This window comes from Delftia sp. PX-1 (assembly GCF_055797465.1).
Map to the genome: position 1 here is coordinate 2,056,887 of NZ_CP184763.1, position 18,730 is coordinate 2,075,616.

The 18,730-nt window shown below is 66.2% G+C and carries 21 protein-coding genes; 7 read left to right on the top strand and 14 right to left on the bottom strand.

Features of this window, described 5'->3' with window-relative positions; genetic code table 11:
- Positions 1-11: 11 nt before the first annotated feature.
- The 3 genes from ACN20X_RS09550 to ACN20X_RS09560 form a co-directional block, all read right to left on the bottom strand.
- Positions 12-467: a PaaI family thioesterase gene (locus tag ACN20X_RS09550; protein WP_016450324.1), complete on the bottom strand. Its 456-nt coding sequence runs from the start codon at positions 465-467 to the stop codon at positions 12-14.
- Complete coding sequence (locus tag ACN20X_RS09555; protein ID WP_016454514.1) at positions 460-927, bottom strand: MerR family DNA-binding transcriptional regulator; 468 nt, start codon at positions 925-927, stop codon at positions 460-462. The genes ACN20X_RS09550 and ACN20X_RS09555 overlap by 8 nt, the downstream gene beginning before the upstream one ends.
- Before the next feature lie 84 nt (positions 928-1,011).
- Entirely contained in the window at positions 1,012-1,794 is a 783-nt protein-coding gene (locus tag ACN20X_RS09560; RefSeq protein WP_016454515.1) for an SDR family NAD(P)-dependent oxidoreductase, read from the bottom strand.
- Positions 1,795-1,860: 66 nt separating this feature from the next.
- Here ACN20X_RS09560 and ACN20X_RS09565 point away from each other — a divergent pair, with 66 nt between their 5' ends.
- The gene (locus ACN20X_RS09565; protein ID WP_016454516.1) at positions 1,861-2,808 is read left to right on the top strand and encodes a LysR family transcriptional regulator; all 948 of its coding nucleotides are present in this window, start codon (positions 1,861-1,863) and stop codon (positions 2,806-2,808) included.
- A gap of 162 nt (positions 2,809-2,970) precedes the next feature.
- Here ACN20X_RS09565 and dbpA read toward each other — a convergent pair whose 3' ends face one another.
- From dbpA to ACN20X_RS09590, 5 genes are all read right to left on the bottom strand, one after another.
- Entirely contained in the window at positions 2,971-4,371 is a 1,401-nt protein-coding gene (gene dbpA / locus ACN20X_RS09570; protein ID WP_016454517.1) for an ATP-dependent RNA helicase DbpA, read from the bottom strand.
- Between the two features lie 565 nt (positions 4,372-4,936).
- Positions 4,937-5,374: a DUF4279 domain-containing protein gene (locus ACN20X_RS09575; protein ID WP_350337291.1), complete on the bottom strand. Its 438-nt coding sequence runs from the start codon at positions 5,372-5,374 to the stop codon at positions 4,937-4,939.
- A gap of 42 nt (positions 5,375-5,416) precedes the next feature.
- Entirely contained in the window at positions 5,417-5,752 is a 336-nt protein-coding gene (locus ACN20X_RS09580; protein WP_143044711.1) for a hypothetical protein, read from the bottom strand.
- Positions 5,753-6,092: 340 nt separating this feature from the next.
- Complete coding sequence (locus ACN20X_RS09585; protein WP_151020306.1) at positions 6,093-6,812, bottom strand: hypothetical protein; 720 nt, start codon at positions 6,810-6,812, stop codon at positions 6,093-6,095.
- A 516-nt stretch (positions 6,813-7,328) separates the two neighbouring features.
- Positions 7,329-7,586 carry a hypothetical protein gene (locus ACN20X_RS09590; RefSeq protein ID WP_151020308.1) on the bottom strand — a complete coding sequence of 86 codons (258 nt, stop codon included), beginning with the start codon at positions 7,584-7,586 and terminating at the stop codon, positions 7,329-7,331.
- A gap of 435 nt (positions 7,587-8,021) precedes the next feature.
- Between ACN20X_RS09590 and ACN20X_RS09595 the strand changes: the two genes are divergently transcribed.
- The 4 genes from ACN20X_RS09595 to ACN20X_RS09610 all read left to right on the top strand — a co-directional run bounded on the left by ACN20X_RS09595 (position 8,022) and on the right by ACN20X_RS09610 (position 9,812).
- Positions 8,022-8,423, top strand: a complete 402-nt coding sequence (locus ACN20X_RS09595) for a hypothetical protein (protein ID WP_051139131.1) — start codon at positions 8,022-8,024, stop codon at positions 8,421-8,423.
- A 25-nt stretch (positions 8,424-8,448) separates the two neighbouring features.
- Complete coding sequence (locus ACN20X_RS09600) at positions 8,449-8,763, top strand: ArsR/SmtB family transcription factor (RefSeq protein WP_016454521.1); 315 nt, start codon at positions 8,449-8,451, stop codon at positions 8,761-8,763.
- On the top strand, positions 8,760-9,116 hold the full coding sequence (locus ACN20X_RS09605) for an SRPBCC family protein (protein WP_016454522.1): 357 nt from the start codon (positions 8,760-8,762) through the stop codon (positions 9,114-9,116). The genes ACN20X_RS09600 and ACN20X_RS09605 overlap by 4 nt, the downstream gene beginning before the upstream one ends.
- 90 nt (positions 9,117-9,206) lie before the next feature.
- Complete coding sequence (locus ACN20X_RS09610) at positions 9,207-9,812, top strand: ATP-dependent Clp protease proteolytic subunit (RefSeq protein WP_013803771.1); 606 nt, start codon at positions 9,207-9,209, stop codon at positions 9,810-9,812.
- A gap of 199 nt (positions 9,813-10,011) precedes the next feature.
- On the opposite strand, the gene ACN20X_RS09615 is transcribed toward ACN20X_RS09610, so the two are convergent.
- The 6 genes from ACN20X_RS09615 to ACN20X_RS09640 all read right to left on the bottom strand — a co-directional run bounded on the left by ACN20X_RS09615 (position 10,012) and on the right by ACN20X_RS09640 (position 16,306).
- Complete coding sequence (locus ACN20X_RS09615) at positions 10,012-10,977, bottom strand: DNA/RNA non-specific endonuclease (RefSeq protein WP_016450334.1); 966 nt, start codon at positions 10,975-10,977, stop codon at positions 10,012-10,014.
- 140 nt (positions 10,978-11,117) lie between these two features.
- Positions 11,118-12,329: an MFS transporter gene (locus ACN20X_RS09620; RefSeq protein WP_126313045.1), complete on the bottom strand. Its 1,212-nt coding sequence runs from the start codon at positions 12,327-12,329 to the stop codon at positions 11,118-11,120.
- Between the two features lie 11 nt (positions 12,330-12,340).
- Positions 12,341-12,688 carry a DMT family protein gene (locus ACN20X_RS09625; protein WP_126313046.1) on the bottom strand — a complete coding sequence of 116 codons (348 nt, stop codon included), beginning with the start codon at positions 12,686-12,688 and terminating at the stop codon, positions 12,341-12,343.
- Positions 12,689-12,792: 104 nt separating this feature from the next.
- Entirely contained in the window at positions 12,793-13,461 is a 669-nt protein-coding gene (locus ACN20X_RS09630) for a hypothetical protein (protein ID WP_047326122.1), read from the bottom strand.
- A gap of 173 nt (positions 13,462-13,634) precedes the next feature.
- Positions 13,635-14,969 (bottom strand): sigma-54-dependent transcriptional regulator, encoded by a 1,335-nt coding sequence (locus ACN20X_RS09635; protein ID WP_473210536.1) that lies wholly within the window; start codon positions 14,967-14,969, stop codon positions 13,635-13,637.
- Positions 14,954-16,306 (bottom strand): sensor histidine kinase, encoded by a 1,353-nt coding sequence (locus tag ACN20X_RS09640; protein ID WP_126313049.1) that lies wholly within the window; start codon positions 16,304-16,306, stop codon positions 14,954-14,956. The genes ACN20X_RS09635 and ACN20X_RS09640 overlap by 16 nt, the downstream gene beginning before the upstream one ends.
- Positions 16,307-16,674: 368 nt before the next feature.
- On the opposite strand from ACN20X_RS09640, the gene ACN20X_RS09645 reads away from it, so the two are divergent.
- On the top strand, positions 16,675-17,229 hold the full coding sequence (locus ACN20X_RS09645; protein WP_043792335.1) for a hypothetical protein: 555 nt from the start codon (positions 16,675-16,677) through the stop codon (positions 17,227-17,229).
- Between the two features lie 15 nt (positions 17,230-17,244).
- Positions 17,245-18,687: an EAL domain-containing protein gene (locus tag ACN20X_RS09650; protein ID WP_473210537.1), complete on the top strand. Its 1,443-nt coding sequence runs from the start codon at positions 17,245-17,247 to the stop codon at positions 18,685-18,687.
- Positions 18,688-18,730: the final 43 nt, after the last annotated feature.

Below are 18,730 nucleotides of genomic sequence, written 5' to 3' on the forward strand. Positions count from 1 at the left end.
GGGGAACGTTCTCAGGCCCGCACGGGCCTGGGCTCCAGATTGCGCGCCGTGCCCAGCCAGGTCGCGCAATGCGTTTCATGACCATCCTCGGCCACCGCGAACAGGTCGGCTGCGCAGATGCTGAGCACGCGGCCGGCATCCACCACGCGGCCGCGCGCCCGCAGGTGGGTGCCGCGTGCGGGGGCGAAGAGCTTCACGCTGCCGTCCACCGTGGCATTGGCCCAGCCGGCAGGCAGCAGTGAACCTGCGGCCGACACCGCCGCAAAGTCGCCCAGTGCAAAGACCGCCGTGGCCTGCAACTGGCCCGGCTGAAAGCACAGGGCATCGGCAATGGGCATCTCCAGCTCGGTGGCTCCGGGCTCGGCACGCACGAAGCGCAGGCCCAGGGTGCGCGCCATGGGCATGGCCAGCACGGCGTTCTGCAGCGCCTGGGTGGATGGGGTGGGGTGGGTGGTCGGCTCAGTCATGGCCTGTCTCCTTCGTGGTGGGTGAAGCGGCACGGCGCACGCGCGGCCAGGGCGCGGCGGGTTTGTCGGGTGCGTTGGATGGGGCCGGTGCCGTCTGCGCCAGATCCCGCTCGGCCTGGCGGGCGCGCAGCCACTGCACATGGTCCAGGGCCTGGGCGCGCTGGGCCTGCAGCGCAGCGATCTGTTCGTCTATCTCCTGTACGCGCTGCTGCACGGCATCGGCCAGGTCACCGGGGCCTATGCGCCCCGCACGCCAGGCGCGCAGGTTCTCGGCAATGCGCGGCAGCCCGAACCCCAGCGCGCGGGACATGGCGATGAACACCACCTCGCGCCGGGCCGAGCGCGGATAGTCGCGGTAGCCATTGGGCAGGCGCCGGGGCTTGAGCAGGCCCGCGCGCTCGTAGTGCCGCAGCGCGTGGATGGAGACGCCCGTGAGCCGGGCGAGTTCGGAGATCAGCATGTGCCAAGGCTAGCAAGGCTCGTGCTGGGCTAGGGTTGGGAAGGGGACAGGTTTTTTTCTATCGCTGTCTCTTGCCAGTCGTCTTCAAGCCGGCTGCGCGGCAGGCCTCATCACGCGCGCCGTGAACCGGGCCATGAACTCGCGCGTGACAATGCGCCCGCCCAGGGCCGTCAGGTAGTTGGCGCAGCCGTGCACCACCGAGGCGCGGTTGTCGTCGAAGGCTTTCAGCCCCAGGCGAACCACGTCTTCGCTGGAAGCTTTTTTCCCGAAGGATGCGGCCTCGCCGGCGCGGGCGAAGAACGCCGTGTCGGTAGCGCCCGGGCACAACGCCAGCACGCGCACGCCGCGCGGCCGGTACTCGGCCCAGAGCGCTTCGCTGAACGAAAGTACAAAGGCCTTGGTCGCGGCGTAGACCGCCATGTACGGGACCGGCTGAAACGCTGCCGTGGAGGCGATGTTGATGACGCCGCCCTGGCGCTGCTCCAGTGCGGGGAGACACAGGTGCGTCAATTCCACCAGGGCGCCCACATTCAGATCGATGGCTTCCCGCTGTATGTCCAGCGCCAGTTCATCAAACCTGCCGTGGGTGCCGAAGCCGGCGTTGTTCACCAGCAGGTCCGGCAGCAGGCCCCTGGCGCTGACGGCCTCGAAGACCCGCCGGGCCGCCCCGGGTGCGGCCAGGTCCTCCACCAGGAATTCGGCGCCGGGCAATTCGCGGGCGAGCTTCTCGAGCCTGTCGCGGCTGCGCGCGATCAGCACGACTTTGGCGCCACGGCGGGCAAGCTCCCTGGCGAATACTTCACCGATGCCCATGGAGGCGCCGGTCACCAGGACGGTTATCTGGGAGAAATCAAAAGGGGTTTTCATGCACTCGAGTATTGCGACGGGGGGCCCGCCTGGGAATGGGCAGCGCTGGTAAGCTGATTTGCATTCATGAAAAACCAACCGCCCACCACCTGGGATGACCTGCGCGTGCTCCTGGCGCTTCACCGCCACCAAAGCCTGCTGGCCGCAGGCGCGGCCCTGGGCCTGTCCACCTCCACCGTCGCGCGGCGCATCGAGGCGCTGGAGCAATCCCTTGGCCGCGCCCTGGTACACCGCAGCAGCGCAGGGACGACGGTCGAGCCCGATGCGATGGAACTGGTGGAGCTGGCCGAGCAATTCGAGCTGGGACTGGGCGGCATCAAGCGCGACGACCGGCCCGCTGAGAAGGCCCATGCGCTGACCGGCACCATCCGCGTCAGCATGGGCGAAGGCTTCGTGAAGCCGGTGACCGCCGTGCTCTCGCAGTTGAGAAGCGCGCACCCCGGGCTGCATATCGAAGTGGCCGTGGAGTCGCGCTTCACGGATGTCGGGCGGCGCGAAGTGGACGTCGCGCTCCGGGTCGGGCGCTCCAGCTCGGCCGTGGTGGTGGAGAAATGGGCGGGGCAACTGACGTTTGGCCTGTACGCCTCGCACGGCTATGTTGAGCAGCGCCTGCCGGGTCGCCGCCTGCGCGTGCAGGACTTCGCCAGCCACGACTTCGTGGGACAGGACCTGGCCACCGGCCGGCAGGACACCTCCAACCTGTGGCTGGCCAGCCGGGGCGCCACCCGGTTCGTCTTTCGATCCGGCTCCGACCTGGCCCGCCAGGAGGCCACGGAGCAAGGCCAGGGCATCTGCCTGCTGCCCGACGCCATGGCCCATGCCGTGCCCGGCCTGGCACGGCTGGAGGTGGATGCGCCGCTGCCGTCCTGCCCGGTGTACCTGGCCTATCACCGCGACCGCCGCAACGTGCCGGGCGTGCGGGCAGTGATCGACGCGCTGGGCGCGGCGCTGGCCGAAGGGCTGCAGCCGCCCGCAGAAAAAGCCGAAGCGGCCAACCCTGCCGCGCAGTCATGACAGGCCCGGTCTTTCCAGACCGTTCAAGGCGAGGGCGCGGCCGGCGGACCCGGTGAGCAGCCAGGACCATCGTTGGCCGTCGATCCCAACGAAACAAGAATGGGCAGTGGCTGGCGCGAAACGACCCGTTGTGGTCGTTCGTGCCTCGGCGCCTGCAACCGCTCAATCCTTGAGCAAGCGCGCCTTCACCGTTCTCCCCTTGATCTTTCCGCTATTGAGCCGGGCAACCACGTCATGCGCAATCTTGCGGTCCACGGCCACATAGGTTGCGAACTCGTTGATGTCGATCTTGCCCACTTGCTCGCGGGTGTAGCCCAGGTCTGCGGTGAGCGCGCCCAGCACATCGCCCGGGCGGATCTTGTCCTTGCGGCTGGCATTGATGTGGATGGTGGCCTTGGATGGCAGGAGCCGGCCGCCGGGAGTCGGCGTCAGCTCGTCCAGCGGGTACCAGACGGATGGGCTGCCCTGCATCTGCTCGATGTTTCCGACCGCGCCCATTTCGTCCATCGTCGCAAGACTCAGGGCCAGGCCTTTCTGGCCGGCGCGGCCTGTGCGGCCGATGCGGTGCACGTGCACTTCAGGGTCGGGCGTGATGTCCACGTTGATGACGGCGCCCAGGTTGGTCACATCCAGCCCGCGAGCCGCCACATCGGTGGCGACCAGCACGGAGCAACTGCCGTTCACGAAGCGCACCAGCACCTGGTCACGGTCACGCTGCTCCAGATCGCCGTGCAGCTCCAGCGCGCTGTAGCCCTGGGCCTGCAGCAGCTCGGCAAGGGCCCGGCAGCGCGCCTTGGTATTGCAGAAGGCCAGCGTGCTCTCGGGCCGGAAATGCTCCAGCAGGCGAGCCACCGCAGGCAGCCGCTCTTCCTTGTCCACCTCGTACCAGCGCTGCTCGATCTGCTCGCCGCTGTGCTGCGCGGCGACCTTGACCGTGACCGGGTCACGCATGAAGCGCGCGGCCAGCTTGGCAATGCCTTCAGGGTAGGTTGCGGAGAACAGCAAGGTCTGGCGCTGCGGGGGGCACTGCTTGGCGACCTTGGCGATGTCATCGACGAAACCCATGTCGAGCATGCGATCCGCTTCGTCAAGCACCAAGGTGTTCAGCGAATCAAGGTTCAGATTGCCCCGGTCCAGGTGATCGATCACACGGCCGGGCGTGCCCACGATCACGTGCGCGCCGTTCTCAAGGCTCGCGTTCTGGCCGCGCAGCGGAACGCCGCCGGACAGGGTCACCACCTTGACGTTGTCTTCCGCACGCGCCAGGCGGCGAATCTCGGTCGTCACCTGATCGGCCAGCTCACGGGTGGGGCAGAGCACCAGGCCTTGCACCGAGAAATTGCGCGTATCCAGCTTGGCCAGCAGCGCCAGGGCAAAAGCTGCGGTCTTGCCGCTGCCGGTCTTCGCCTGGGCGATCACATCCTTGCCTTCAAGCGCAGGGGGCAGGCTGGCGAGCTGAATCGCCGTCATTTCAAGGTAGCCGAGCCGCTCAAGATTGGCGAGCGTCGCAGGCGAAAGCGCAAGTTTGTCGAAGGAATGGGGGGAAGCCGAGGGTGCAGTCATGGCGGCATTTTAGTTTTGGCGCTCTCAGGACCGGGGCGCGGCACGCTGGTCACTGAGAAAGAGCAGGGGCTTGCTGGGCCATTGCCGGCATGTGCGAGAAGACGGCCAGCGGGGTGTTGACGGCATGTATGGCAAGAGGTCTGTCGTGGGGCTGCTGGCGTTGGCGTCGGCGGCGTCCTGGCTGCGCACGCTCGGATCAGTGCCCTTGGGCAGGTTTCGGAGCAGCAGCCCGTTGGTGTTCTTTCAGGGGCGGGCACTCCAGTTCGGCCGTGGTGGTGGAGAAATAGGCGGGGCAACTGACGTTTGTCCTGTGCGCCTCTCACGGCGATGTCAAGCAGCGCCTGCGGGGCGTCACCCGATTCGTCTTTCGATAAGGCTCCGACCTGGCCCGCCAGGAGGCCACGTAGCAACGTCAGGGCATCTGCCGGCTGCCCGACGGGCTGCAGCCGCCAGCCGAGAAGACGAAAGCGGCCAATCCCATTGCTTAACCATGACAGGTCAGCTCTTTCCAGACCTTCCGATCGTGCGTGCCGATGAGCCTGGCGACGAAGCCGCCTTCGTTAAACTACGACGCATCTTCATAATAGAAGCAAATCTCTATTTCGGCTTCATGCTCGGCGAGTAGGGCCGAAGTTTCGCTTGTGATAAATGGACCGCCTCCCGTCCCATTTCCGCCCCAGAAGACTGAGAAATAATATTTATAGCCCATTGATTTCAAATCGCCAAGGCGTCTTTCATTATTCAGGCAGCTTAGCAAGGATTTAATATGATCCTCTATGCTTGTACTGTGAACCTTACCGTTCGTTTCTAAAACCCATCCATACCTAGGCAGATCGGGTCGCCTTCGGATTCCAGCTGCGTCTAGTCGTTTTCGTGTCTGGCGTCGCTCTGGAGATTCTTCATCTGTAAAATCGAAATTCTCCAGTGAAGATTGCAGAAATACTTCGGAAGTAAGTTCCGAGCGGTCATCGGAGCGAATAAATAACGTGCAATAACATGTCATTGAGGATAATCATCTATTAGATGGTTGATGGATGATATTCTCCTATTTCGGCGCAAAAAGAGCAGGCAATCCATTGATCCAGGGAACTTCGGAGTCGTCATCGCTTTCGAGTGCATCAAGTTCTTCCAAGGTGAGCCAAACCCCATGCGGGTCTACCCAATATCGTTGACCGTTGGTTAAGGTGACAGCCTTTGAGATTGCTCGCAAATTACCTCTCAAAAGTAGTTCCGTAGGAACGACTTTAGTCATAAAAACAGTGTGCTCCGGTGTCTGCGCTTCTGTCGCGAGTTGCAGCGCATGTGTACGAGCGCCGTCAGGCGCTTGGCACAACGCAATCCGATATTCCTGCAATTGGTCGATACTGGCTGGAGACCACATTTTGTATTCCTCAAATGAATTAAGGATGGATTGGCTCGGGAAACGCGTGCCGATCCATCAGGGCGGGGTACGACGCAGAAAAGCTACTCTTCATCACTGACGTCGGTTGGATAGGGCTTGAGGGCACCGCCGAACTCTACTCGCCTACCAGTGGCGGCGAACCAAAGCTCATGACACGCTATAGATCCCTGACAGAACCGCCTCAAGCGCCGTACCTGCGTGCTGGCCTGCGCCGCGACGTTACCGGCAGGGCGCCGCAAAACCTTCTCTGGCAACCCGTTGCAGATGAGCAACTAATACATGAGTTAAGCCACGAAGCGGTGTGGGATTGAATGATTACTTAAATTCCAGCGGTCCACACTTTTGCATGCCTTATCTTCTCCAATAATTCCTCGTACTGCGGGGATTTTGTGGCTAGATCTTCGATAAGGAGGATCGCTTCTTGCTCGATACGCCTCCCGCGTCGAAGGAAGGCCGCATCTTCCCCGGTTTCATATGAAGATCCGTAGCAGAGACGACCGAGAAAGCGCTCGAAGAAAAAAGGGATGCATCTATCATCGAAATCTTTGAGATCAACATAGTAAGTGCTCCCTTGAGGACCAGAATCTCGATATCGGCCATGAGCAGCGATTCGCACTGGATGGGTTGGGGCGAACGGCCAGTCGTCTAGCTCTGGAAAGCAAGGAATGGATGTGTCGAGGCTCATAGGATTAACTGGATTTAGACGGCAGCATAATCGAGATTGACGTTCGGATGTTTGACGTTTGTGCTGAACGGATGCCTCTGAATAAAAGATGTCCGCCCTTATGGAGGCTTGGTGACCAACATGAAGGTCAGCAGCAGGCTGCGCAAGACGTACCCCGGGATCTTCAGCGACGAAGACCTGGTCAAGCGCGTCGAGCGCGCGGTCTTCAAGGCCTTTGAGCTGCTGTCCGGCGATGACGATGAGGTGGTGCCGCGCCTGGATGTGGTGGCTCGATGAATTCCTGAAGGCTCGTGTCAATTCGGTTTCCGGATCTCTGGATGCAATTTGCTTAGCAGCCAATTGCTGCTGCTTCATGGCCAGCAATCGTCCGCCTTTGGCTCTTTTGTACGGGGATGGTGAGCTGCCGGTTTTGGCCGAACTCGACCGGCCAGAAGGAAAGAGCAGGAACACACCGATTCTGCGATCGCTTCAGCACAATACCGGAAGCGCACTCAATGGCCCCCTGAACATGCCAAGAAGACACCGGTCGCTACAAGGAGGATGCTGACAAGTGCTATGCCTGCCCACCAGATGCGCGAATCACGCTTTGCGCATTTTTGGCATACACGTGCTGAAGTGGCCGAACCGGGACCTCCAGCTACACGAATAAAAACGGATTGCATAGGACCCAAGTTTGCGCCGCAACGAAAGCAATTCCAGGAGGAGATGATCTTCCTTGCTTTCCGGTAATTCCAACGGTCCCAGACGAAAACCCCTAAGAACACTACAGCAACGAGTGCAAAAAAGAGGAGATCTTTATTCATGATGCCGGGAGATGGTGGTGAAGATCAGGTTTTAGTCGCATGCTGTACTTTGCAAGCGCGCCTATTTTTACTTAACGACAAGGTGGCCGAGCAGACTGTCAATTTCTTCGTCTGTATGACCCTTGCCGTATCCTGCCATATCCCAGTGCCAAAGGGCTTGGACTTCGGGTGTTGCAATGTTCTGAAATATGTCTGCCGCAACCCATGCAACATCAGTGCGTTCGAGCTGAAAGCGCCGTGCAATAGCTCGCAATGCCACTGAAGGCCGACCTGCTGTTAGCTCCGAGCGGGCGGTGGCAAGAATATCTGGCGTCACTTCGAACATATGGGTCTTAGGATACTCGGGCTGAAGGCTGACCGGCTGCTTCTGGTGGCTTGCCGTCGTCTGAGAAGAACAGCCTCCCTTCGAGATATCGATACGCAGCCAGCGATCTCTCGCCGCTTAATCCTGCCAACATGCCGTCATCGGGGCTGCAGTTGATTCGCCCCTGCCGCCCAGCCACCAACCCCAACACAGCTTTTTTCGCCTGCGCCCGACCGCCGCGAGCAAGCTTGCTCCACGCCAGGATCACTTCAGCAAGATCATCGTCCTCGCAGTAAAGGTAGGCAGTCGGCACTCCGAGGATTTGCGCAATCCGGTGAGACGTTTCCACGGGTGGCCGCCATCTTCGTATCCAAGCCGAAGACAACCATCCTGGCTTGCCTTCCGTTCTACGAATTCCGTAGAGACGCCCCTCGCCGATTCAACGAGCATCGCAGGATGCCTCATCATCCCGATCCTTCAACGGCTGCTTCTGGCGCGCCTCGGCTCGCCGACCTCGCCATCGACGCCGTCCTGCACATGGGCGCCGCGCTGGATGTGCTGGACCTGCACGCACGCCAAAACATCACGGCCATCAACTGCGTGTGCCGGGACCTGCTGCGCATCTACTACGTGAAGGCCGATCAGGCGCAGTCGCTGGAGCCTGAGGACAAGGAACTGCTGGGCCTGCTGCACGACACGGCGGTGGACCTGGGCTATGCCATCGAGGTGGTGGACCATCTGAATGGCGACGAGGCCGACGACCCCATCCTCTATGCCGTGAGCTATCTGCTCAAGGCGGCCAAGCGGTTTGCGGATGAGGGCGTGGCAGTGGGATTGGCGTGCGGGGCTTGCGTTTGAAATAAGTGGTTGCTAAAGTGTTGCCATGCCCGAGAACGACATCTTCAAGGCCCTGGCCGACCCTACGCGCCGCTCCATCTTCGAGAAGCTGGCCGCTGGCAGCATGCATGCCAGCGCGCTGCGCGAGGGGATGGACATCAGCCAGTCGGCCATGTCCCAGCATCTGGCGGTGCTGCGCAATGCGGGGCTGGTGAGCGAGCAGCGCCAGGGGCGCTTCATGCATTACGAGGTTGATCCAGAAGGGCTGGCGCAGATTGCGGGCTGGCTGGCGAAGTACCGCGCCTACTGGCCGCAGCGCGTGGATGCACTCAAGGGCCTGCTCAAGGACATGGACCAATGAACAAGATGAGCAATATGGACACCGACGATGCGGCCCGCGAGCTGGTGCAGGAGTACGCGCTGGACGCCCCGCCCGAGAAGGTCTGGCGCGCGCTGAGCATTCCCGAGCTGCGCGCGCAGTGGCTGCCGGGCACCGAGCATGCCGAGCCGCTGCTGCAGGTGCCGCAGCAGGAACTGCGCCTGCGGCTGCGCGAGGCGGAGCCGCCCTTTCTTGAAAGCACGGTGGACCTGCAGATCAGCCCCGGCGCCGATGGCGGCACGCTGCTGCGCATCGTCCATGTGCTGACCGACGCGCGGGTGCAGCCCGCCAGGGAAGCGGCCAACGACGGCGGCTTCCTGATGTACGCGACCTGATACACGCGACCTGAGGGCCCCGGCAACGGGGCGTGCGGCGCAGGGCCGCAGCCCTTTCTTTTTTTCACCACCACACACAGGAGTTCGCCCATGCGCGAATCGATGATGCTCGTCCCCATGGTTGTCGAACAGTCGGCGCGCGGAGAGCGGTCCTTCGACATCTACTCGCGCCTGCTGCGCGACCGCGTGATCTTTCTCAACGGCGAGGTGAACGATGCGGTCTCTGCCCTGGTCTGCGCGCAGCTGCTGTTCCTGGAGGCAGAGAACCCCGACAAGCCCATTCACCTCTACATCAACTCGCCCGGCGGGGTGATCACCAGCGGCCTGGCCATGTACGACACCATGCAGTTCATCAAGTCACCCGTGCACACGCTGTGCATGGGCACGGCGCGCTCCATGGGCTCCTTCCTGCTCATGGCCGGCGAGCCCGGCCACCGCATGGCCCTGCCCAACGCCAGCCTGCACGTGCACCAGCCGCTGGGCGGCGTGCAGGGCCAGGCCTCGGACATCCGCATCCATGCCGAGGAAATGCTGCGCACCAAGGACCGCGTGACACGCCTGTACGCCCAGCACTGCGGCCGCAGCTACGAAGAGGTGGAACGCGACCTGGACCGCGACCGCTTCATGACCGCAGAAGAAGCCCGCGAATGGGGCCTGATAGACAAGGTTCTGGACCGACGCACGGTAACCCCCTGAGCCGCAACCGCCACGACGCAGGTTGCCCGCAGCGAAGCGGAGGGTCGCGGACATTCGGGTCGCCTTCTTTGATCTGACCTTTCTTGGCGAATCAAGAAAGGGCAGTCGGCCGCCGGGCCGAAACCCGGCCTCGAAAAACAACCCCCCGGCAGGGGCAAGAAACAGCCCCCTGGCCCACGCCAGAAGCCTGCGAGGGGCACTAACCCCGCCCCCTCATCACCCCCGCCAACAACGGCATCCCCGTCCTCCGAGTGAACTCCTCATAACTGATGGGCGCACTCATCCGCGTATCCGGGCTATTGGCCTGCCAGTGCGCCCAGGCACGCCCCGTGCTCGCGTCGTAGACCAGCTTGAAGATATGGCTGGGCACATGGACCTTGCCCGGCCCGATGGTCAGCGGCTGGCCGTCGAACACCGGCCCGGTGAAGACGTAGACATCGCCCTTGGCGCGCTGGGCGTAGCGGCGCGTGTCCTGCTCGACCTTGCTCCAGACGCCGCCGTTGTGGGTCTGGTCCTGGGGAACCATGTTGGCCAGGCTGAAGCTCTGGGCCATGGCCTCGGGCGAGTACATGTCGCCGGCCGGCGCCATGTGGCCGCGCGAGTAGCCGGAGCGGCGGTAGTCGTCCAGTTCGGCACGCTCGGCGCGGGGCAGGCGGGCATCGGCATAGAACTTGTCGCTGCGCTTGAGGCCCTGGCCCTGCTCCAGCAACTGGCGGTTCAGGCGCTCCACCACGAAGACGGGCGTCTTGGTCTGTCCGCTGTGCAGCACGGCGAAGGCGCTGAAGCACAGCTCGCGCTGAAGGGGCTGGACCTGCAGGGCAGGGGGCTCGCCACCGGGGAAGAAATCGCGGCAGTGCGAAAAGCCCGTGGCCAGGCTGCCGGCAGGCGGGCTGCCACCACCGGAGGCCGTGCCCGAACCTGTCTCCGGCTGCTTGCGCAGGTGCTCCAGCCCGGGGATGGGCAGGGTGGACAGCAGGGGCGGCTCGGGCAGCTTGGGATGCCAGTTCGGGTCCAGGCTGCAGCTGGCGATCTGGAAGGTGCCCGCTGCCGCGACCACGGCGGCGATCACGGAGCGCCACAGTCCGCTGCGGCCGGAGGCTTTCTTCTTGGAGGCGGGGGAGGAACTGCGCTTGCGCGCGGAAGGCTTCTTGTTCTTGACTGTCATTCGGGGGCGGCAGGCGCTGGCCGCAGGGAGGCAAGTCCGCAATGGCGCGGGTTCTGGTTCGGGTCCTAGGAATTCTCCTATGTTTCCAGGCCTCCAAATGTGTCCAGGTGCTCCGAAAGTGAGCCGTGCCCTGCCGGTCCTCAGGCCTTGGGCTGGAGACGGGCCGCCCGGTGTTCGGACGGTGCGCCGAACCAGCACAGCGCCAGCGCCAGCACCGCGATGCCGCCCAGCGAAAGAAAGGCCGCATCAAAGCCGAAGCGCTGCGCGATCCAGCCCGCCAGTGCCGGGCTGGCGGCCGCGCCCAGGCCCTGCAGCGTCATCACGGCGCCCAGGCCTGCGTTGACGTGGCCGGTGCCGCGCAGCGTCTGCGCGACCAGGCCCGGCAGGGCAACGCCCAGCAGCCCGGCGCCCACGCCGTCCAGCACCTGCACGGGGATCAGCGCCCAGTCGGAGTCCCAGGTGGCGGCGACCAGGCCGCGCAGCGGCAGCGACAGCAGGGCCGCCTTGACCAGCAGCCAGTAGCCGCTGCGCTGGGCGTGGCGCCCGGCGAGCAGGGCCATGGGGATCATGACCAGTTGCGCCACGATGATGGTCAGCGCCGTGAAGCCGCTGGGGTTGGCATGGCCGCGCGCCACGGCGGCCTGGCCCAGCAGCGGCAGCATGGCGGCATTGCCCAGGTGGAACAGCAGCATGGCCACGGCCAGCACCCGCAGCGCCGGCGTGCCCGTGAGCACGTGCATCAGGCCGGGTGCGCAAGGCCCGGCCTGCTCTGGGTGCGGCGTGCCTTGCGGGGTTTCATCCAGCCGCATCAGCGCCAGGCAGGCCAGCGAGGCGCAGCCCATCAGGGCCATGAGCACGAAGACGGAAGGCAGTCCCCAGCGCAGGCCCATGGCCCCCGCCAGTGCGGCCGTGGCCACGTTGCCGGCGTGGTTCCAGGCTTCGTTGATGCCCAGTTGCCGGGGCAGGTCCGCATGGCCGGTGATCTGCAGCGTGATGCCCAGCAGGCAGGGGGCGATCAAGGCCGCGACCACGCCGGTGATGACCTGCGATGCCGCCGTCACGGCCAGCGATGGTGCGGTCCAGATGGCCAGGTTGCCCGCCAGCAGCAGGGCGATGGCCGCTGCCAGCAGCCTGCGCTTGCGGCGCGAGGCATCGACGAGCGCGCCCAGCGGCGTGGTGGCCAGCATGCCCGTGATGCCGCCCAGGGCCATGACGTAGCCGATGTCGTCCAGCCGCCAGCCCTGGGCGAGCAGGAAGATGCCCAGGAAGGGGCCCAGGCCGTCGCGCACATCGGCCAGGAAGAAGTGGAGCCCCGGCAGCCAGCGCCGCGCATGGTGGTGTGTGCGGTGCATGGCGGCTTCCTTTAGCGCAAGGGGCCCTTGAACACGAAGAAGGCGCCCAGGCAGATGAAGCCGAAGCCCACCAGGTGGTTGAGGGTGAGCTTCTCGCCCAGGTAGAGCACGGAGAAGACGGCGAACACCACCAGCGTGATCACCTCCTGGATGGTCTTGAGCTCGGCCGCGCTGTAGACCTCATGGCCGAGCCGGTTGGCAGGCACGGCGAAGCAGTACTCGGCCAGCGCGATCAGCCAGCTCACCAGGATGACGAGGTACAGCGGCCGGTTCTCGAACTTCAGGTGCCCGTACCAGGCGAAGGTCATGAAGATGTTGGAGATCAGCAGCAGCAGGACGGGGGCGATCTTGGGGGACATGGCGGGTTCGGTGAAAGCGGGAGAGCAGGGCAGCAGGGAAGCAGGAAAGCAGGAAACCAGGAAGGGGCAGGAACCCGCCCGGCCCCGGGGGCCGGGCGGTGGCGTCAGCGCGCGCGGTCGTACAGCGGCTGCAGGTCCGACAGGCTGGCACCCATGCTGATGGCCTCCAGCGAGGTGCCGTGCGCGTTGCGCGTGCCCAGGCCCGAGGCGGCAAGAAGCTGGCCCTGCTGCAACGGCTGCTGCAGCGCATGGGGGGCAAAGCGCACGATGGCGCCGTCGGACAGGATGACGCCGTTGGCATCGCCGCGCGGGCCGGTGAGAACGGCCTCGATGCGGCCCTGGGCCTGCTGCGTCTGCAGTCCGGCCATGCGCAGGTGCGGGGGCATGGGGCGGGCGCGGCCGGGCTCCGGTGGCTGGTCATACACGGTCTGGCCGGTGGCGGTGTTCACGATGGCGTCGGCCTTGACCGCACCACCGGCTTCGCTGCGGCCGATGATGCGCACCGTGTCGCCCACCTTCACGGCGGTCGTCAGCGCATCGGCCATGTGGGGCGGGAACCGGACCACCGTGCCGTCGTTCAGGCGCAGCCCGTCCACTTCCCCGTAAGGGTTGGTGAGCAGCCGGGCGACTGGGCTCTCGAGCACGGCCTGCGCGTGCGGCATGGCCGCGTGGGGCGCGCCAGGGCCGTGGGCAGGCAGGGGCGGGGCGGCATGCGCGTTCAGTGCGCTGGCACCCAGCCACAGGGCGGCGGAAGAAAGGGTGAGACGGGTCATGATGGCTCCTGGGTTGGCGATGGACATGCACAGTCCAATGCAAGCGCCATGCCATCCGGAAGCCTCATGAAATCAAGGGCTTGCGGTCGCTGATGCGGGCCATGTGTCCGAGATGGCGACAGGGGGTGTCACCCATCCGGACACCGCAGGCGGCGCCTGTGCCCGCTGCTGCCTCAACCCAGCCCGAACTCCGCCAGCTTGCGGTACAGCTGCTGGCGCGACAGTCCCAGGCGGCGCGCGGCCTCGGCACGGTTGCCCATGGTTGCGGCCAGGGCGCGCGTGACCATTTCACGTTCCAGCTGGGCGACGGCGGGGGCCAGCGGCCCGTTCCAGTCGATGGCGGGGCCGTTCGCCGCCGCAGGCTGCAGGCCGATGTGCTCGGGCCCGATGACCGGCCCGGGGCACAGCAGGGCCGCGCGCTCCATGGCGTTGCGCAGCTCGCGCACGTTGCCGGGCCAGTCGTGCGCCAGCAGCAGGCGCGCGGCGTCGGCCCCCAGGCTCTTGGGCGAGGCGCCGCCGCCTTGGCGCAGGAAATGCTCGGCCAGCAGCAGCACGTCGCCCAGGCGCTCGCGCAGCGGCGGCAGGTGCACGGGCACGACCTGGAGCCGGTACCAGAGATCCTCGCGAAAGCGCCCCTGCCTGACGGCGTCCGGCAGGTCGCGGTGCGTGGCCGCGATGATGCGCACGTTCACGGGCAGCGCCCGGCTGGCGCCCACGGGCGTGATTTCGCGCTCCTGCAGCGCCCGGAGGATCTTGGCCTGCGTGGGCAGCGGCATGTCGCCCACTTCATCGAGGAACAGCGTGCCGCCCTGCGCCTCGCGAAAGCGCCCTGCGCGGTCGCTGACGGCGCCCGTGAAGGCGCCCTTCACATGGCCGAAGAGTTCGCTTTCCATCAGGTCTGCCGGAATGGCGGCGCAGTTGACGGCCACGAAGGGGCGTTCCGCCCGGGCGCTGTTGCGGTGCAGGGCGCGTGCCACCAGTTCCTTGCCCGTGCCGGTCTCGCCCAGCACCAGCACGGTGGCGTCGCTGTCCGCCGCCAGGCCGATGCGCTTGAAGACCTGCCGCATGGCCTCGCTGCCGCTGACCAGTTCACCATCGTCATGCATCTGCGGCTGGCCGGCTTGGCCGTCCCCGGAGTCCTGGGCCGGCCCTGCGCCTTGCAGCGCGCGGTCCAGGGCCTCAACCAGGGCGGTGCGGGCGATGGGTTTGGTCAGGTGGTCGAAGGCGCCCAGGCGCATGGCCTCGATGGTGTTGCCGCCGCTGGCGTAGGCCGTGAGCATGATGCAGGGCGCCCGCGAGAGGCCGCGGGCCTTGCGCAGGAAGGCCAGGCCGTCCTCGCCCGGCATGCGCAGGTCCACGATGGCCGCATCCACGGACCCGGCCTGCAGGATCTGCAGCCCCGCCGCCACGGTCGGGGCCTGGCTGACCCCATGGCCCAGGTCGCCGAGCATCTCGGCCAGGCTTTCACGGAAGGCCGTGTCGTCGTCCACGATCAGGATGCGGGCCATGGAAATTCCATTTCTATGCGGGTGCCTTGTGCAGTCTTGCCTTGTGCAGTCTTGGCCAGGGCGATCCGGCCGCCGTGGGCCTGGACGATTTCGCGCACCAGCGCCAATCCCAGTCCGGTGCCGCCGGGGCGTGCGGTGGTGAAGGGCTCGAACAGCGTGTCGCGCAGTTCGGCCGCGATGCCGGTGCCGTCATCGGCAATCCACAGCCGCAGGCAGCCTTTGGCGTCCCGGTCCGCGCCCAGTTCCACCCGGCCGCCGTCCGCCGTGTGCGCCAGGGCGTTGAGCAGCAGATTGTCCAGCGCGCGGGCCATCTGTGCGGGGTCCAGCAGCGGGCGGCGCCCTTCCCGCAGGTCCCGGGCAAGGCCGGCGGACACCGCCGTTGCCAGCTGCACGCCGCTGGCCTGGGCCATTTCTGCATGGGCCTGGAGCCTTTCGTCCAGCAGCTGCTGCAGGTCCACGGGCTCCGGGTGCACGCGGAAGGGCTGGGTCAAGGCCAGCAGGCTCGATACCAGGTCTTCCAGGCGCGCGGTCTGTGCCAGCACGGCCTCCAGGGCGCCCTGGCTGCGGGCCTGCCGCAGTGGCTCGGGCGCGGCCAGGGCGTTCTCGGCCTTCATGCGCATGGTGCCCAGCGGGTTGCGGATCTCGTGCGCCAGGCCGGCCGACAGCCGGCCCAGGGTGGCCAGCCGTTCGGCGCCGAGCAGTTGCTGCTCCATCTGTGCCGACTGCCGCTGCCAGCGCCGCAGCATTCTGCCCAGCCACAGGCCCGAGACCAGGACCATGCCCAGCAGCAGGCTGACGGCAAGGATGAGGGGGTTGACCACGTCGGCGCTGATCAGGGGGACGCGCATCAGCGTCCAGGCCACCAGGGCGGACGCATCGGCCTGGGCCGGGCAGGCGGCAAAGACCACCGCCTCGCGCAGGCCGGGGCGCAGGTCGGTCACCAGCCCGGCGCTGTCCCTTGCGCGCTGGGCGGTGGAGGCGATGCGCTCCATCTCCGCACTGGGCGCATCGCGCTTGATGCCCGAGCCGTCATAGGTGGGAAACGCATAGGCCACCACGCCGGGGCCCTCGCGCCAGAAGCCGCCCTCCATGCCCGGGCGCTCGCGCAGCGCCAGGTCCAGCACGGCCTGCGCGGCGGACCGGGCCTGGGCAGATGGCGTATCTGCCGTCAGCCCCGCCAGCCCCATGCGCGCGGCCCCGGCCTGCAGCGCGCTGCAGCTGACGCCTGCGGCGTCGCGGGCGCGGGCAATCTGCGGTTCGGTGCCCTGCCGGGTCAACAGCAACAGCAGCCACGCCAGCACCAGGGCGACGGCCGAGATGGTGAGCCAGAGGATCACCAGATCCCGTTGGATGGACTTTTGCGGGGACAGGGCCGGCTCCTGAAGTGATGCGCTGGAACATACACCGAAAGGGGGGCCGCGCCTGGCAGCCAGGGCAGCGTCGTCCTGCGCAGCCGCCGTGAAAGTAACGCCGTGGCGTGCCGGCGTTACGTGACATCGCCCGTAACGCTGCGGGGTGACACGGTGGTGGCTGTGCTTGGGTGCCCAAATAAATCAATAGGTTACAGATGGCTTTGCGTTGGATGAAGACGTCCAGGCCCATGGCACGCTTGTTGCAACAGGATGCAAAAAGCTTGTCGCAGTGTCTGGAAAACCGTGTGCTGCGCCGGCCGCCCCATTGATCGCTGTCTTTCGGAGGAGAAACCATGGCCGCTGTCTCGTTGTCGTTTGCAGGCATGCCCCTGCCGCGACTGCGCGCCTACCCGGAAAGGGCGCGCAGCAAGCCGTTGAACGTGCCCGCGTCGTTTGCGTCTGCCGCCGTGCCGCGCACCGCTGCGCGCGAGGCGGGCGACGGAAGCCCCCATGCGCAGGTGGCGCAGGCGGCGCCGGTGGCGCTGCTCACGCGGGTGAGCGAGGGCGTGCGCATCGTGCGGCGCAGCGATGTGATCGTGGCGCAGGCCGGCGCCTTGCTGCAGCAGGGCGACCGGGTCATCGTGCCGCAGCAGGGCAGCGCGCAGGCGGTGTTCCAGGAGCAGGACGGGCAGGCGCTGCTGGGCAGCTTTGCCGGCGGAACGGATGCCACGCTGGCGTATTTCAGCCGCAAGGCGGATGCCTGCTCGGTGGTCTTTGACCTGGTGGCCGGCCATGTGGACCTGGCGCTGTCGGCCGTGGATGCCGGCATGCTCGGCGGCGGGCCGGCCGGCCGGGGGCGCAGGGCGATCGGATTTCACTGCTATTCACAACCCATTGCAGGCCGTTGAACGAAGGCGCTCACCATGCACGACATCATCGAACCCTCGCACAGCGACATGCCCCTGGATCTGGCCATCTGGCTGCCGCCCCTGCAGGCCTGGCGCAGCGTCTATGGCAACGGTTTCTGCGACGAGGCCATGCAGGCCTGCATGGACCGGCTCAAGGGCCTGGGCATCGATGCCCAATCGCTGGAGCGCGCGGGCGATACGCTGCTGGTTCGCGGGTTCGACCCCCGCACGCTGGCCGACACGGTGCTGCCCGGCCATCATGCCCGGCATGGCTGGATGCATGCGCTGGAGTCCGCCCTGGCGAGCGAGCCCGTGGTGCACGGCTCGCGCCAGGCCTATCTGCGGGCCGAGGTGCAGGCGCTGGGCTGCGTCTCCTTCGCGGGGCTGCACGAGATACGCGGCAAGGGCCACGCCACGGCGGGCGGCCAGGACATGGCGGTGCGCAGAATGCCCGCCAGGCTCATCAAGGGCTACCAGGCCGACATGCAGCTGGCGGGCCGCCTGCTGGACGATCTGCGGCTGGGCCATCTGGCGCTGGCATTCCAGCCCGTGACGCTGCTGGAGCCCGGGGGCATGGCAGGGGGAGGCAGTGGGGCCGGCACGGGCCGCACGCTTTACCACGAGTGCCTGCTGCGCCGCAGCGTGTTCTCTGCCTACGACAACTATGCCGTGCCCCATGCCATCGAGGCGCTGGAGCGGCTGGGCCTGGCCGCGCGGCTGGATCGCAGCGTGCTGTGGTCGGTGATAGGGGCGCTGGAGATGAAGACCGGCCACAGCCTGGGCTGCAATCTGTCGGCCGCCTCGTTCTGCGACGAGGCCTGGTGGGAAGGCGTGTTCGACTATCTGGAGGAGCGGCCCGAGATCGCCCAGCGCCTGGTGCTGGAGATCACCGAGACCGGTGTCTTCCCCTGCGAGAAGGCCGCGCTGGGCCTGGTGCGGCACCTGCAGATCCTGGGCGTGCGCGTGGCGCTGGACGATATCGTTCCCCGGCGCGGCGGCCTGGACATCCTGGGCAAGCTGCGCGCCAACATCGTCAAGATCGACAAGTCCGTGCTGGACCAGAGCCTGCAGGCCCGGCCGTCGGCCCGGATGCTGCAGGGCCTGATCAGCCTGTGCGCCGACCGCGGCGCCTGCGTGATCGTGGAAGGCGTGGAGTCCGCCCAGGGCATGGAGGCCGTGGCGCTTGCGGGGGCGCATGGCGTGCAGGGGTTTTTCATAGCTCGGCCATCGCTGCATGGGCTGCTCGACCAGGTGGTGTGCGTTGCCGATGTGCTGGAGGTGCTGCAGGCGTCCGAGGCGCAGGAGGGCGACGCGCTGGACATGGCACTGAGCATGGCCCTGAGCTGGAGTGGCATGGACCGTGTGACGGCTCTTTCGGCTGCCGACGGCGGGGCTGTCGGGGCCGTCGGCGCTGTCGGGGCTGTCGGGGCCCCTGCATCGGCGCTGTCCGCCGCCTAGGCGCGCAAGGGCCCGCACCTGAACGCAGGCCGGGCCCGGCCCG